14 protein-coding genes are annotated in these 15,284 nt (G+C 40.5%); 13 read left to right on the forward strand and 1 reads right to left on the reverse strand.

Annotated elements, in window-relative coordinates; genetic code table 11:
- Positions 1-27 precede the first annotated feature (27 nt).
- The 3 genes from RMY64_RS08060 to RMY64_RS08070 all read left to right on the forward strand — a co-directional run bounded on the left by RMY64_RS08060 (position 28) and on the right by RMY64_RS08070 (position 4,667).
- On the forward strand, positions 28-843 hold the full coding sequence (locus tag RMY64_RS08060) for a basic amino acid ABC transporter substrate-binding protein (RefSeq protein ID WP_322670447.1): 816 nt from the start codon (positions 28-30) through the stop codon (positions 841-843).
- A gap of 418 nt (positions 844-1,261) precedes the next feature.
- Positions 1,262-3,253 carry a serine/threonine phosphatase gene (locus RMY64_RS08065; RefSeq protein WP_322670446.1) on the forward strand — a complete coding sequence of 664 codons (1,992 nt, stop codon included), beginning with the start codon at positions 1,262-1,264 and terminating at the stop codon, positions 3,251-3,253.
- Between the two features lie 127 nt (positions 3,254-3,380).
- Positions 3,381-4,667, forward strand: a complete 1,287-nt coding sequence (locus RMY64_RS08070; protein WP_322699785.1) for a protein kinase domain-containing protein — start codon at positions 3,381-3,383, stop codon at positions 4,665-4,667.
- Positions 4,668-4,765: 98 nt separating this feature from the next.
- On the opposite strand, the gene RMY64_RS08075 is transcribed toward RMY64_RS08070, so the two are convergent.
- Positions 4,766-4,984 (reverse strand): DUF4327 family protein, encoded by a 219-nt coding sequence (locus RMY64_RS08075; RefSeq protein ID WP_012407469.1) that lies wholly within the window; start codon positions 4,982-4,984, stop codon positions 4,766-4,768.
- 911 nt (positions 4,985-5,895) lie between these two features.
- On the opposite strand from RMY64_RS08075, the gene RMY64_RS08080 reads away from it, so the two are divergent.
- The 10 genes from RMY64_RS08080 to RMY64_RS08125 all read left to right on the forward strand — a co-directional run bounded on the left by RMY64_RS08080 (position 5,896) and on the right by RMY64_RS08125 (position 15,281).
- Positions 5,896-6,321: a tetratricopeptide repeat protein gene (locus RMY64_RS08080; protein WP_322670444.1), complete on the forward strand. Its 426-nt coding sequence runs from the start codon at positions 5,896-5,898 to the stop codon at positions 6,319-6,321.
- Positions 6,322-6,379: 58 nt separating this feature from the next.
- Entirely contained in the window at positions 6,380-7,369 is a 990-nt protein-coding gene (gene pseB / locus RMY64_RS08085) for a UDP-N-acetylglucosamine 4,6-dehydratase (inverting) (protein WP_322670443.1), read from the forward strand.
- Positions 7,327-8,532, forward strand: coding sequence for a UDP-4-amino-4,6-dideoxy-N-acetyl-beta-L-altrosamine transaminase (gene pseC, locus RMY64_RS08090; protein WP_322670442.1), 1,206 nt, complete (start codon positions 7,327-7,329; stop codon positions 8,530-8,532). Before pseB ends, pseC begins: the two co-directional genes overlap by 43 nt.
- Positions 8,529-9,266, forward strand: a complete 738-nt coding sequence (locus RMY64_RS08095) for a glycosyltransferase family protein (protein WP_322670441.1) — start codon at positions 8,529-8,531, stop codon at positions 9,264-9,266. Before pseC ends, RMY64_RS08095 begins: the two co-directional genes overlap by 4 nt.
- A 17-nt stretch (positions 9,267-9,283) precedes the next feature.
- Positions 9,284-10,786, forward strand: a complete 1,503-nt coding sequence (gene pseG / locus RMY64_RS08100) for a UDP-2,4-diacetamido-2,4,6-trideoxy-beta-L-altropyranose hydrolase (RefSeq protein WP_322670440.1) — start codon at positions 9,284-9,286, stop codon at positions 10,784-10,786.
- A gap of 12 nt (positions 10,787-10,798) precedes the next feature.
- A complete protein-coding gene (gene pseI, locus RMY64_RS08105) occupies positions 10,799-11,863 on the forward strand; it encodes a pseudaminic acid synthase (RefSeq protein ID WP_322670439.1) in 1,065 nt (354 codons plus the stop codon).
- Positions 11,864-11,955: 92 nt separating this feature from the next.
- The gene (locus RMY64_RS08110) at positions 11,956-12,564 is read left to right on the forward strand and encodes a class I SAM-dependent methyltransferase (protein ID WP_322670438.1); all 609 of its coding nucleotides are present in this window, start codon (positions 11,956-11,958) and stop codon (positions 12,562-12,564) included.
- Complete coding sequence (locus RMY64_RS08115; RefSeq protein WP_322670437.1) at positions 12,565-13,551, forward strand: GNAT family N-acetyltransferase; 987 nt, start codon at positions 12,565-12,567, stop codon at positions 13,549-13,551.
- A 33-nt stretch (positions 13,552-13,584) separates the two neighbouring features.
- Positions 13,585-14,295, forward strand: a complete 711-nt coding sequence (locus RMY64_RS08120) for a glycosyltransferase family protein (protein ID WP_322670436.1) — start codon at positions 13,585-13,587, stop codon at positions 14,293-14,295.
- Positions 14,296-14,309: 14 nt separating this feature from the next.
- Positions 14,310-15,281, forward strand: coding sequence for a Gfo/Idh/MocA family oxidoreductase (locus RMY64_RS08125; protein WP_322670435.1), 972 nt, complete (start codon positions 14,310-14,312; stop codon positions 15,279-15,281).
- The last annotated feature ends 3 nt before the right edge of the window (positions 15,282-15,284 follow it).

Raw genomic sequence — 15,284 nt, forward strand, 5'->3', positions numbered from 1 at the left:
AAAATTGGTTGCTAGAACAAAATTACTATGGTGAAATTAATTAACTTCAAGTGGCAGCAGCTAATTCTAAGCTTAGGCTGCCTACTACTAATTATTGCCTGTCAAAGTTTATATCCCACTACTAACCCAGATGTTAAAATTCTCAAGGTCGCCACAGACCCCACCTTTGTCCCTTTTGAATTTCAAACAGCTGACGGTAAGTTAGAAGGTTTTGATATTGATTTGATGAATGCGTTGGCGTCGCCCGCCGCAGGCATCGCTAAAGTAGCAGGTTTTGCAATCCAGTTTGAAAGTCTGCCCTTTGATGGCACGATCTCAACTTTGCAAGCTAAAAGAGTTGATGCAGCAATTAGTGGAATCACAATTACCGCCGAACGCCTGAAAACAATTGCTTTTTCACGACCTTATTTTAAAGCCGGACTTGCGATCGCTGTCCGCGAAGACAATCAAAATATTAAAGACTTAAAAAGTCTCAAAGGTAAAAAAATTGCTGTCCAAATTGGTTCCACTGGGGCAGATTTTGCCAAAACCATCCCCAACGCCAAAATTAGTACTTTTAATTCTGGGCCAGAATTTTTCCAAGACTTACTCAATGGCAACGTTGATGCTGTGGTTAGCGATGCTTTCGCTACTTTGTATGCGATTAAAAACGGCAAACTCAAAGGCATTAGAGTTGTTGCGGATTTGCTCACCCAAGAATACTACGGGATTGCGACGCCCAAGGATTCACCACATTTGGATGCAATTAACAAAGGTTTAGCAACTTTGTTATCCAATGGCACTTACAAGCAAATTTATCAAAAATGGTTTGACGCTGAACCTCCACAATTGCCAGACTCTTGATAATTGGGCATTGGGGATTGGGCATTGGGCATTGGGGATTGGGCATTGGGCATTGGGCATTGGGCATTGGAGATTGGATAGTAGAAAAATTATTTCCTAGTCCCCAGTCTCTAGTCCCCAGTCCCCAGTCCCCAGTCCTCAGTCCCCAGTCCCCAGTTCCCAGTCCCCAGTTCCAGTCCCCAGTCCCCAGTTCCAGTCCCCAGTCCCCAGTCCCCAGTCCCCAGTCCCCATTCCCCATTTCCAAGGAATTAGCTGCCAATATATGAAATATTTATCTAATATGCGTCACAATTAATACTGCCACTAAAATTCATTGATCAACTACAATCTACTGTAGTCAGGGACAGCCAATTGTGGCACCTTGGATGTTAGTGGCTAGAAGCACCTTGGAACGAATGGGAATAAAGGAACTTCCACTATGCTGATTTGCCCTCAGTGTAAATTTGAAAACCCCAATAGCAACAAATTCTGTCAAAACTGTGGCACATCCCTGACTCACAAGGTTTGTCCTGAATGCGGTACCGATGATGTACCTGTGAATGTATTACGTTGTCATAACTGTGACGCAGAATGTGGAACAGTGTTTTGGGCAATTATTGCTAAAGAAACGACTGGGGAAGCTTTGAGAGGAGAAGGGGATGTCAAAGATGTGGGAGGTGAGGGAGATGAACAAGCAATACCTTCCTCATCTCCTGTATCTCCTACTCAAATTACATTAGGCTCCTATTTAGACTCCCAAGAACGCTATCAATTATTAGATGCGCTACCTACGCAAACGGAAACTGCCATTATTACTGATGTGGGTGTGAGAGTTCTAGACTGTCAGCCGTATCAAATATCACCGATTGAGGCAATCCTAGAAAATCAGGAATCAGATTTGCTCACACCATCAGTGGAAGCGAATGAGATTCCTCGCCTTGCTAAACTTTATATTGCTTTACAATCCCAAGGTGAGCGGAGGATACCGTCGATTCACGACGCATGGCAGCAAGGTGATATACAGGTATTAATAATCGAAAACCGCTCGGATTGGCAGTATTTACTCGACCTGTGGCAAGAAGAAACAACCAGTTCGTTAAAAATTTTACACTGGTGTTATGAAATGACCCAACTTTGGGCAGTATTGGAACCAGTAAATTGTCGTCAAAGCCTTTTAGATTTGTCGAATTTGCGATTGGATGAAGACCAAACGTTGGCACTACAAAGGTTGTATGTGGAATCAGCGAATTCTCAGCCTGCCACAGAGTCGTCAGAAGATATCCCTCGCCAAACATCTGCCATTCCAGAGGAGCCGTTAACTATCCAAGCTTTGGGAAGGGTTTGGCAAGCACTATTTAGACAATCGCAACGGACTCAATTTGGCTCCGTAGTCCAAATGTTGGGGGATTTAGAGGTAGGTAAGATTCAGACAATCGCCCAATTGCGATCGCGTTTGGAGGAAATTTCTATTGAACTGGAAGCATTAGGAACTGCAACTTTGCCCCCAATAAAGGAGAACAATACTGCTGTGTCCACTATCCCGCAATCAGATGAGTCAGAAGATATCATTAGCAAAACTGATGATATGCCAACTGTGGTGCTGGCGATGCAGTTAAGTAGCTTAGAAGATGCAGGACGCACAGATGTGGGGCGTCAACGTCATCATAACGAGGACTGCTTTGGCATCGAAACCAAAATTCAGAAACTGGAGTTCCCTAAAAGTCGAGTTTTAGAAGGGCATGGTTTGTATATTCTTTGTGATGGTATGGGTGGACATGCTGGCGGCGAGATAGCCAGCGAGTTAGCAGTCAACACCCTACGGGAATACTTTCAAGAACACTGGATTGCCAACCAGCTGCCAACAGAAGATAGCATTCGTGAGGCAGTGTATTTAGCTAATGAGGCGATTTACAAGCTCAATCAACAAGATGCCCGTTCTGGAGTTGGGCGTATGGGTACAACTTTAGTCATGCTTTTAATTCAAGATACTCAAGCAGCAGTTGCTCATGTGGGAGATAGCCGTCTCTATCGCCTGACGCGCAAGCAGGGGCTAGAACAAGTCACAGTAGATCACGAAGTTGGGCAACGGGAAATAAATCGAGGAGTGGAAGCAAGCATAGCTTACGCCCGCCCAGATGCTTACCAACTTACCCAAGCCTTGGGGCCTCGTGATGAAAACTCGATTAATCCCGACGTTGGCTTTTTCGACATCAACGAAGACACTCTTCTGCTGTTGGCATCGGACGGTCTATCAGACAATGATTTACTAGAAACTCATTGGCAGACCCACTTAGAACCCTTACTTAGTTCTGGTGTTAACTTAGAACGGGGCGTTACAGAATTAATTGATTTGGCAAATCAACACAACGGTCACGACAATATTACTGGTATACTTATTCGGGCAAAAGTACGTCCAAATCTAGAAAGTTAAAGAAGGGACTGGGGACGGGGGACTGGGGACTAGGGACTAAGATAAAATTCTTTATACCCAATACCCAATCCCCAATCCCCAATCCCCAATCCCCAATACTCAGTCCTCTTACCTTATAGGTTACATTGTGGTTAGTCTGACCCTGTTAGAACCGCAACAGAAAACGCCCCTCCAGCAGTGGAGCTTTGAGAACTCCTCCATAATTCGGATTGGTCGAGCGGCAGATAATCACGTTGTTTTAAATGATAGTTTAGTTTCGCGGCATCATCTAGAACTAAGAAAAGTCGGTGATGCTAGCAATGGCGATGCTTGGCAGCTGATTAGTCAGGGTACAAATGGGACTTTTCTCAACGGTATCCTTGTACTTCAGAGTCCGTTACCAGATAATTCCCTTTTGCAATTGGCACAGGGAGGCCCAATATTGCAATTCCAAATTCAGCAGGTAACAGTACTGGAAACTGGTTTGCGATCGCAGCAACAAATACAAGGGACAGAAAAAAACGCCGCTGAGACACTTTACTCAGCAAAAAATCTGGCAAATTTATCTTCTACTTGCACGCACGAAGGCAATTCTCCAAACAATCTGTTTTGCATCCACTGCGGTCAACCTCTCTCAGTCCAACAGAGAATTCGCCATTATCAGGTGTTGCGAACTCTCGGACAAGGAGGTATGGGTACTACCTATCTGGCTTGGGATGAGGCTGGTGTGATTGCGGGTGTGCCACAACTGCTGGTGTTGAAGCAAATGAATGCTGATATGCTAAAAATTGTCAAAGCTCAAGAGCTATTTGAGCGAGAGGCGCATACTCTCAAATCCCTTAACCATCCTGGAATTCCCAAGTATTACGACTTCTTTGTAGAAAACGGAAAAAAATACTTGGCAATGGAACTAATCCACGGACAAGATTTGGAGAAACGTGTCTATACCACTGGCCCAGTGACACCAAACCAAGCGATCGCTTGGATGATCCAAACCTGTGATATTTTAGACTATCTTCATAGCCAAGAGCCTCCACTGATTCACCGCGATATCAAACCCGCCAATTTAATGGTGCGAAGTTCAGAAAATCGTATAGTGGTGCTAGATTTTGGCGCAGTTAAGGAAATTGGCACAGCACCCGGTACTCGAATTGGTGCAGAAGGTTACTGCGCTCCCGAACAAGAAAGAGGACAACCTTTGACTCAATCTGATTTGTATGCAATTGGGCCAACGCTGATTTTTCTGCTCACAGGCGAAAACCCGTTCAAGTATTACCGCCAACGAGGGCGAAACTTCAGGTTTGATGTGGCAAAAGTTCCCACCATTAGTTCCCAATTAAGAGATGTTATCGATCGGGTTACAGAACCATTGCCACGCGATCGCTATCAAAATGCAAAAGAATTGGCTGCGGCTTTAGCTTCCTGCAAAGTTTAGAGAATCGGGAGTATGTAGAGACGCTATTAATCGCGTCTAGGGAGTAATGAATATTAACAATTTCTATTCCCTATGCCCTATTCTCTATGCTTTATTCCCTACTCTTCATCCCAAGTTTCTACAGCGAGCAATTCACTAACTGGGTCTTGCATACTAAAGCCAAAGTCAAGCAGTTCTTGTTTCCAGTGCTGCCATTCATTACCATAGAGCAGAGCGATTTTCCAGATGCTATCGCTTGGCTTGATAATATTCGATTCTATGAGTGATTGCACGTTGCGCTGCAATTTCACCATTGGGTGAATCACTTGCTGAGTCATAACCTCGATTGAATTCTGAATTTTGTGGGTAAATGCTTAATTAAAACTGCTTCCCATTCTGCAATTGTTGCCGGCCCGTAGAGTGGTTTAATTTGGTAAAGCTAGTCTTAACTTTTTAACTATACCATAACAAACTCTACTAAGTTACTGATAAATTCGGTTTTGTACGGTAATTACCACCAGAAAATCCCAATTTTACCAAGCAGTCCTTAAACTTTTCGCAGAAGTCAGACAAAAGTTTTGGGAGAAGGAGTAAGGGATGCTTATGTTTACCCTTTTTCCTTTAACTTTTGCCCCTTTTGTTTTTCCTCTTTACGTTTACCTTTTTTCCGCAACAGTGCAACACTACCTTTCGTAAGATATCTATTGTGGACGCCGAGCAGAATAATTAGTCCTCAGGGAAGTTCCACTAAGTAGTGTGACTGAGGAGTACTAGGAAAATTCTGTTTGTTTAAATTAAGAAAAATATGCTTGCTTGTTGCACTAGCTATAGGATACGAGCTACTTTGAAGGTTTTTGACCGACTGGGAAATTTGCAATTGAGTAGAAATGGTCTACTCTTTCTGTTGATTTAAATGTTATTTAGATTATCGCAAACATCTGGCTTTAGGCGAAATAATTGTAAATCTTTATATAATTTTTATGTTTTGTTTAGAGAATAAGACCTGTTAGGGCACAGGGTAGGGTTTTGCTTTGAGGTATAGGAGCGATGCCTACGGCGGTAAACTACGCATGGCAAAATTGTTGCTACAACATAGGTTTACCATAAGGTTGTCTCGTTTTCAGAGTCAGCATTTGAAGTTTGTGTAAAAAATTTTTAGCGCGGATGTTATTTTCTGTTGAGCAAATGGGTATCCTCAGAACGGAGGCTTGCTGATACTTAAGTGTTTACCGCAGCAAGTATGTGAGACATGGCTGGTTCAGACGAAGAATACCTAATTAACCGCAAAAAGCAGATTCAGCGGCGACAAAAGATTCTCACGATAGTGTCGATGTTCTCGTTTTTTGGTTCTACGTTATTTGCAGTCGTTCCAGCAATCCAACAGGCTACCCAACCTAAGCCAGCAACTGCGTCTGCTTCTCCTGAGTCAGGATTACAGCAACAGGCGCAGGGCTACGAGTTGGTTTTACAACGGGAACCAGAAAACCAACTTGCTTTAGAGAAATTGTCTTTGCTGCGGTTGCAATTGAAAGATTATAAAGGTGCGATAGAACCTTTGGAGAAGTTGGTGAAGTTGCACCCTGAGCGGCAAGATTACAAAGTTGTATTAGAGAAGATTAAAAAACAAGAGGGGAATGGCGATCGCAGCACAAACAACCCGCCAAAATCTAAGTAACAATTTCACTTAAATATTTTTGGAAGATCATAATTTTAAGATTACAAATAAATACAAGATGTTTAATGGCAAATCGATTTTAATCACTGGTGGTACAGGCTCCTTCGGCAAACAATTTGTGAAAACGGTTCTCAGCCGATATCAGCCTCAGAAAGTCATAGTTTATTCACGGGATGAACTGAAGCAGTATGAGATGGCTCAGGAGTTTAACGCACCTGTGATGCGCTATTTTATTGGAGATGTGCGCGATCGCGATCGTTTGCATATGGCAATGAGAGGTGTAGATTATGTTATTCATGCTGCGGCACTCAAGCATATTCCTGCTGCTGAATACAACCCAATGGAATGTATTAAAACTAATATTCACGGTGCAAATAATGTCATTGATGTTGCCATTGAGCAAGAAGTAGAAAAAGTAATTGCTCTATCAACAGATAAGGCAGTTAATCCAATTAATCTCTATGGCGCAACCAAGCTAGCTGCGGATAAACTTTTTGTTGCAGCTAATAACATTGTTGGGTCAATGAAAACTCGCTTTGCTGTAGTTCGCTACGGTAATGTTGTTGGTTCAAGAGGCTCAGTTGTACCCTTCTTTCAAAAACTGATTCAGGAAAAATCCGCCGAAATTCCCATTACAGATCCACGTATGACCCGCTTTTGGATTACCCTACAACATGCTGTAGGTTTAGTTTTTAATAGCTTTGAAAGAATGCACGGTGGAGAAATATTTGTCCCCAAGATTCCTTCAATGAAAATTACTGATTTAGCTGAAACACTCGCACCAGGAGTTCCAATTAAAATTGTTGGTATTAGACCAGGAGAGAAACTACATGAAGCTATGTTTTGTTCTGAAGCTTCACATTTAGCCTTGGAGTTTGCGGATCATTATGTAATTAGACCAACTATTGAATATGCCTATTCTATTGATTACACCTGCAATGCTTTAGGTGAAAAAGGAGTCCCTGTGGCAGAAGGGTTTGAGTATAGCTCAGAGATAAATACAGAATGGCTAAAAGGTTTCCAATTATTGGATATGTTGAAGCAATGAGTGACTACATTCCCTATGGGCGGCAAGATATTAATCAAGAAGATATTGATGCTGTAATTGAAGTTTTGCACTCAAACTGGATTACTCAAGGCCCAGTGATAGAGAGGTTTGAACAAGCGGTTGCTAACTATTGTGGGGCAAAATATGCTGTAGCGGTTTCCAGTGCCACAGCTGCATTACATATTGCTTGTCTTGCAGCTGATTTAGGGCAAGGAGACGTTCTTTGGACATCACCAAATACCTTTGTTGCCTCAGCTAATTGTGGACTTTATTGTAATGCCAAAGTAGATTTTATTGATATTGATTCAAATACCTATAATTTAAGCGTAGATGAATTAGAAAGTAAGTTAGCTGAGGCAGAAGATCAAGGGTGCCTGCCAAAAGTATTAATACCTGTGCATTTTGCAGGGCAATCTTGTGAAATGGAGAAAATTGCCGCTTTATCGCAGCAATATGGTTTCAAAATTATTGAAGATGCTTCTCATGCAATCGGGGGAACCTATCAGAGACAATCTGTTGGTTCTTGTCAATTTTCTGATATGACAGTTTTTAGCTTTCATCCAGTCAAGATTATCACGACTGGCGAAGGCGGTATGGTGCTAACAAATCAGGAGGAATTGTATCAAAGATTAATTAGATTAAGAAGTCATGGCATAACTCGCAATCCAGATTTCATGCAAGGAGAATCTCATGGATCTTGGTATTATCAGCAACTTGAATTAGGTTTCAACTATCGGATAACAGATATTCAAGCAGCATTAGGCGCTAGTCAGATGCAAAGACTAGATGAATTTGTAGAACGTCGCTGGTTTTTAGCTAACCGCTATAATCAACTACTGCAAGATTTACCATTAATGCTGCCGTGGCAACATCCAGATACTTATTCTAGCTGGCATCTTTATGTGATTCGGCTCAAACTGGATAAGATTAATAAAACTCATCGGCAGGTATTTGAAGAACTTCGCGGTGCAGGAATTGGTGTGAGTTTGCACTATATTCCAGTTCATATACAGCCTTATTACCAAAAATTCGGTTTTAAATTAGGACACTTTCCACAAGTAGAAAAGTATTACAAAGAAGCTATTAGTATTCCAATATTTTATGGACTAGATGAAGAGAGTCAAGATAGGGTAGTAGCTTCGTTAAAAGAGAGGCTGATATGAAAACTGTAATTATTGTTCAGACAAGAATGACTTCAACTCGGCTTCCCAGAAAAGTACTCAAAAAGGTATTGGATAAGCCTTTATTAGAATACCAGATTGAGAGACTAAAGCGAGTAAAGCTGGCTGATGAAATTATGATTGCTACTACAACCAATAGTGCAGATTTGTCAATCATTGAACTTTGCGATCGCCTTTCAATACCGTATTTTCGAGGCTCTGAAGAAGACGTATTAGCCAGATACTATGGAGCAGCCAAAGAACATCAAGCAGATGTAGTAGTTCGCGTTACTTCTGATTGTCCGCTAATTGATCCACAAGTGATTGACAAGGTAATTCAATTTTATATTAATTATAAATATGAATATGATTATGTTTCTAACTCTTTAGAGAGAAGTTATCCACGAGGAATGGATACTGAAGTTTTTTCATTTTTAGCATTACATCAGGCGTTTGTAGAAGCAACAGCACAATCTGACCGAGAGCATGTTACTCCATTTATTTATATGCACCCTGAACGTTATCGATTAGCTCAGGTAGTTTATTCAGAAAATGAAAGTTCACATCGTTGGACAGTTGATACAGCAGATGATTTTGAACTGATCAAAAGAATTATTGAAGCACTTTATCCTGAAATTCCAAAATTTACTCTTGAGGATTGTTTGGATTTACTCAGAAAGTATCCTGATTGGTCACGAATTAACGCACACGTAGAACAAAAGAAATATGCTGTATAACTATTAATTTATCAAAAATGAAGCTATTTATCCGGGTAGATGCATCAACACAAATAGGTACAGGTCATGTAATGCGTTGTCTAGCTTTAGCCCAGGCTTGGCAAGATGCAGGTGGTCAAGTAATTTTTGTGATGGCGACGGAAGTACCAGATTTAATAACTCGGTTAAAGGCAGAAAGAATGGAAGTTATCTACCTGCCGATTGAGATTGGAAGTGCTGAAGATGCAGAAGAAATAGCGAAAATGGCACGCCATTTTGATGCTAATTGGGTTGTGGTAGATGGCTACCACTTTGGTGCTAAGTATCAAGAAATCATCAAGGAATCTGAGCTAAAACTTTTATTCATTGATGATTATGGACACGCAAAACAGTACCACGCGGACATTGTTTTAAATCAAAATATTCATGCTTGTGAGGGATTATACAGGAATAGACAGCCATATACCAAACTGTTACTTGGTACAAGTTATAGCCTTTTGCGGCGGGAATTTTGGCAGTGGCGGGGATGGCAGCGATCGCTCCCTCTGATAGCTAAGAAGTTACTAGTTACACTAGGCGGTGCAGATCCAGATAATGTAACTCTCAAGGTGATTCAAGGATTACAACAAGTAGAAATAGAAGGGCTAGAAGCAGTTGTTGTAGTTGGAGGAAGTAATCCGCATTATGAGCAGCTGCGATCGGCTAGTCAGGAGTCCAGGTTTACTATTCACCTGAAAAGGAATGTAACGGATATGTCCGATCTTATGTCTTGGGCTGATGTGGCAGTGACCCCTGGTGGTAGCACTTGTTGGGAACTGGCTTTTATGGGTTTGCCTAGTGTAATGGTAATTTTGGCAGATAACCAACGGGCGATTGCCGAAAAACTAGAGGCAATGGGAGTAGTTGTCAATTTGGGATGGCATGAGAATGTTTCTGCTGTTGAAATAGCAGCGGCAGTAACGCAATTACTGATAACTGCTGAAAGGCGGGAAAAAATGACTAGATGTAGCCAAGAATTAGTGGATGGTCAAGGAAGCAGTCGAGTTTTGTGCTATTTAAAAGATAACTTTTTTCAATTGCGCTCGGTGCAGCAAGATGATTGTCGGCTGTTATGGGAATGGTCAAACGCTCCAGAAGTACGTGCGCTTTCTTTTTCTTCAAAGTCTATACTTTGGGAAAATCATGTTCAATGGTTTAAATCTAAATTGATTAACCCTAATTGTATCTTTTACATTGCCATTAACAATAATAATGTACCTATTGGACAGATTCGATATGACATAGAAAATTATGAAGCTACTGTTTCCATGAGTATTGACCCAACGTTTCGTAATCAGGGTTATGGCAGTAGCTTAATTAAATTAGCTTGTAAACAAATATTTTCTGATTACAATATTACTAGAATTAATGCCTACATAAAACCAAGTAATCATGCATCTGTTAAGGCATTTTCCAAAGCGGGTTTTAAGAGTATGGGAATAACTACACTGCAAGGAAATCAAGCAATCCTTCTAATCATAGACAAGTGTAAATTTGATTAATTGAGAGAGTAAATGCGAGAAATTAACATTGCAGATAGAATAATCGGTGCTAGTCATCTCCCCTTCGTAGTTGCTGAAATTTCCGGCAATCATAACCAATCTTTAGAAAGAGCTTTAGATATCGTTGAAGCAGCTGCTAAAGCCGGGGTACATGCAATTAAAGTTCAGACTTATACTGCTGATACAATGACCTTAGACATAAATGAGGGTGATTTTTACATTAATTCCCCTAATAGTCTATGGCATGGGAAATCTCTGTATCAGCTATATCAGCAGGCTTACACACCTTGGGAATGGCACAAACCTATTTTTGAGCGTTGCGAGGAACTAGGAATAATTGGGTTTAGCACTCCTTTTGATGCTACCTCTGTAGATTTTCTCGTATCTTTAAATGTACCTTGCTACAAAATCGCCTCTTTTGAAAATACCGATTTACCTCTAATTCGCAAAGTTGCCAGCACAGGTAAACCGATGATTATTTCTACTGGTATGGCAACAATTTCTGAGTTGGATGAAACTGTTCGGACAGCACAAGAAGCTGGATGTCAAGATTTAATATTACTCAAATGTACTAGTAGCTATCCTGCCACACCAGAAAATACTAACCTGTTAACTATTCCTCAAATGCGTGAGTTGTTTAATGTGCAGGTAGGGTTATCCGATCACACAATGGGTATTGGAGTTGCTGTTGCTAGTGTTGCTTTAGGAGCTACATTAATTGAGAAGCACTTTACTCTGTGTCGCGCTGATGGTGGAGTCGATTCAGCCTTTTCAATGGAACCAGCAGAGATGCAGCAATTAGTAATAGAATCGCAAATAGCTTGGCAAGCTTTGGGCAGTATAAAATATGGAGCCACTGAGGCTGAAAAAGAATCATTGCTTTATCGGCGATCGCTCTACGTTGCCAAAGATATGAAAGCCGGAGAGATTCTCACTCCAGAAAACCTAAAAGCAGTACGTCCAGGTTTAGGATTACCGCCCAGCTTTTTCGACATTGTTATCGGTAAAGCAGTTAATCAAAATATCAAAAAAGGTACGCCTTTTACCTGGAAACTAGTATTAGCAAGTGAGGAATAGAAAGCTCACTAATAGATAGAATAGTGCTAATTTTAGTTATTATCTATATATATGTTTATGTTTAACATTAAAAAGTTAAGGATGAATCGTCAATGAGTGAAGTTAGCACAAGTGTGCAGATATTACGAAAACACTATCAGAATCTTGTAAGGACAAAAGGTGACTCACCTGGTTCTGGACAGTGGGGTTCTATAGATGAATCTCTTGTTAGATATTTAGAACTTATGAAAATTGGAGACCTTAATGGATGTCGAATTTTAGATATAGGATGTAGTATCGGTTATTTTGCAGAATATTTGCAAGAACACAATATTATTTGCCAATATACAGGCATAGATATTGTACCTGAAGCTATTCAAATTGCACGTAAAAAATTTCCAGATATGAAATTCGAGTGTTTAGATATAACTCAAGAAAGTTTAGAAGAAACCTATGATTATGTTTTAGTCTCTGCTGTTTTCAATAATTTTACACCTAACGGTAATATTTTTCTACAAACTTTAATCAAAAAAGCATTCTCTTTATGTGAGAAAGGTCTAGCATTTAATTTTATTTCCTCTTATGTGAATTTTCGACAAGAAACGATGGCTTATTATGAACCAGAGACAGTTTTAAGTTTCTGTATTCAGCAGCTATCGAGAAAAGCCACAATAATTCATCATTACTATCATTGTGATGTTTGTATTTATGTTTACAAGTAAATGAATATTAAAGAATTTGTAATTAATTGGCAGGAAATAGCAAATATTTGGGATGATTTTGTTGAAGATTCTCCTCAAGGAACTGTTTTTGCCAAAACTGAATTTCTCAATTCATTAGGAGTTCCTTTTCAAATTATTACAGTTTATTTTAGACACAAAATAGTTGCAGGTACTGTTATCTTATTTTCTGAAGATTGCAAGCCATTACCTGCTCCTTTCCCTTTCACACCTTATCAAGGACTGTTACTAGCAGACAATTTTGCTAAAACAAATCACAAACGCAATTGTGAAGAATTTTTTATTGTCACTTGGTTCGTAGAAAAACTTATAGAGAAATTTGATAAAATTTCCCTAGCCCATTCATGGCAATTACAAGATATACGACCATTTCAATGGTATAACTACCATACACCTGAAAAAGGAAAGTTTGAAGTTAAACTCAGATATACGGGGATATTAAAATTAACAAAATTTGATAGCTTTGACTTTTATCTCAGTTGCATCCGCGCTGTCAGGCGTCAGGAAATGCGGAAAGCTATCAAGAATAAATTATCTATTCAAGTGTCTGACAATATTCATATTTTAGACAAACTACACAGAGAAGTTTGGGCTAGACAAGGAATAGAACATATAGAAAAAGAATCTTACTTACTTAAAGCAATAACAGAGAAATCTTTAGCCAAAGGATTTGGAATACTGAAAGTATGCTATTTGGATACAATTCCTATTTCTGCAATTTTATTCCTCTTTGATCGTAAGCGTGGTTATTATATGTTTGCTGGGAATAATTCTGAATACAGAGAAAGTGGTGGCTCAACATTGTTACTACTCGATTTAATTGAAGAGTGTTTTAAACGCAACTTGCAAGAAATTGATTTTGTAGGAGTTAATTCTCCAAATAGAGGAGATTACAAACTCAGTTTTAATCCAGAGATTAAGCCTTATTTTGTTACAGATTTTAATAGAGATTTGTATCTATATAAATAAATATAAAATTTGACTGGAGAAGTAACTAAAACTGTGAATCGTGTCATTGCCACAATAGAAGCTCGGATGGGTTCTTCACGCCTTCCTGGTAAAGTCCTCAAGGAAGCAGTGGGTAAACCAATGCTGTTGTTAATGATTGAGCGTATCCGTCGCGCTCGTTATATAGACGAAGTAGTAGTTGCCACAACCACTAATGAAAAGGACGAAGCGATCGCATCCTTATGCAGTGAAAACAATATTCCTTACTTTCGTGGTTCAGAAGAAAATGTATTAGAACGAGTTGTGGAAACTGGGCGACACTATCAAGCAGAAGTTAGTGTCCTTTTAACCGGAGATTGCCCGCTAATTGACCCTTATGTGATTGACCAGCACATTTGTGCCTTTTTTGCAGCTTACCCCCATGTGGATTACGTTGCTAATTGTGAAGTACGTTCATATCCTCATGGGCTGGATCTCATGGTGCTGTCTTGGAAAACACTAGCTCAAACAGTTGATTTTGCCTCCAGCAAACCCTTTCGTGAACATGTTGGTTGGTACATCCGACGACATCCAGAGCTATATCGTCGCTTGGATATGATTGCTCCTCCAGGTTTAAGTAATCCTTTTTTCCGTATTACCCTTGACTATCAAGAAGACTACGATCGCATCAAAGCCATTTTTGAAGCACTTTATCCTCAGAATCCCCAATTTACTACAGTAGACATTCTTCACTATGCCCAACAACAAGGATGGATTGACTCCTAAGAGAGATTAAACTCATGAAAGTGTGTGTCGGTATTATTGGTTTGGGAAAAATTGGGCATCGCTTTGGTATTTCCCCACAAGGCGATCCACTCAGCCATTCCGAAGGGTATGCCCAAATCCCTAACGTAACAGTTGTATTAGGAGTAGATCCAGATCCAGAGGCTTGTAGAAATTTTCAGCAACGTTTTTCCGAAGCACAGGTATACTCCAGTCTGAAAGATGTACCACATGGACTTCACCTCGACGTAGTATCAGTATGTAGTCCTACTCACCTACACGCTCAGGGAGTTATTGCTGCACTCGCTTGGCGATCGCGTGTCATCCTGTGCGAAAAACCCCTTGCAATTAATGCAGCAGAAGCAGAAATGATGCTAGCTGCTTGCTCTGCACAGGGCTGTATTTTGATAACTAACTATTCGCGTCGTTGGACACCAATGCTGCAAGCCTTGAAAAATCTAACGAACCAAGATGATGGCTTAGGAACCCCAATTGGTGCTTGCTTACGCTACAACGGTGGTTTATTGCACAATGGAACCCATTGGATCGATATGTTATTGGCTTTATTCGGATCGGTTGCTTGTACATATCGTCTGGAAAAATTATCTGTTGCTCAAGATGACGCTGGCGAGTCAATTGCACTATCCTGGAACAGCGGATTAACTGCATATTTGATTGCAGTACGTGGAACTGGGTGTTCAATCGGCGAAGGCGAACTCTGGGGAACCAGCGGTATGCTGCGGTATAGCGCCGGGGGACAGCAAGTCACTTGGCAGACAGTTCAACCCAGCCAATGGTCAAGCTTTCAAGAGTTAAGTCAAGCAAAGATCATCTGTGAAGCTGGCTTAAAAGGCCACATTTTGGGGGCTGTCACCGAAGCTGTGCAATTAGCACAAATTGGCGGACAACCAACCTGTTCTGGCGTTGATGGTGTACTTGCTTTACAAGTTGTTGAAATGGCAAGAAACAACAAATTTCTAATTAAGTAGGTA

Origin of the sequence: Nostoc sp. DedQUE08 (assembly GCF_034530895.1) — a bacterium.
Taxonomy (GTDB): domain Bacteria; phylum Cyanobacteriota; class Cyanobacteriia; order Cyanobacteriales; family Nostocaceae; genus Nostoc.

Bases quoted from the DNA above. Each gene is read 5' to 3' on its own strand.
- RMY64_RS08060 (WP_322670447.1), top strand. From the start codon at position 28: ATGGTGAAATTAATTAACTTCAAGTGGCAGCAGCTAATTCTAAGCTTA.
- RMY64_RS08065 (WP_322670446.1), top strand. From the start codon at position 1,262: ATGCTGATTTGCCCTCAGTGTAAATTTGAAAACCCCAATAGCAACAAA.
- RMY64_RS08075 (WP_012407469.1), bottom strand. From the start codon at position 4,984: ATGACTCAGCAAGTGATTCACCCAATGGTGAAATTGCAGCGCAACGTG.
- RMY64_RS08080 (WP_322670444.1), top strand. From the start codon at position 5,896: ATGGCTGGTTCAGACGAAGAATACCTAATTAACCGCAAAAAGCAGATT.
- pseB (WP_322670443.1), top strand. From the start codon at position 6,380: ATGTTTAATGGCAAATCGATTTTAATCACTGGTGGTACAGGCTCCTTC.
- pseC (WP_322670442.1), top strand. From the start codon at position 7,327: ATGGCTAAAAGGTTTCCAATTATTGGATATGTTGAAGCAATGAGTGAC.
- RMY64_RS08095 (WP_322670441.1), top strand. From the start codon at position 8,529: ATGAAAACTGTAATTATTGTTCAGACAAGAATGACTTCAACTCGGCTT.
- pseG (WP_322670440.1), top strand. From the start codon at position 9,284: ATGAAGCTATTTATCCGGGTAGATGCATCAACACAAATAGGTACAGGT.
- pseI (WP_322670439.1), top strand. From the start codon at position 10,799: ATGCGAGAAATTAACATTGCAGATAGAATAATCGGTGCTAGTCATCTC.
- RMY64_RS08110 (WP_322670438.1), top strand. From the start codon at position 11,956: ATGAGTGAAGTTAGCACAAGTGTGCAGATATTACGAAAACACTATCAG.
- RMY64_RS08115 (WP_322670437.1), top strand. From the start codon at position 12,565: ATGAATATTAAAGAATTTGTAATTAATTGGCAGGAAATAGCAAATATT.
- RMY64_RS08125 (WP_322670435.1), top strand. From the start codon at position 14,310: ATGAAAGTGTGTGTCGGTATTATTGGTTTGGGAAAAATTGGGCATCGC.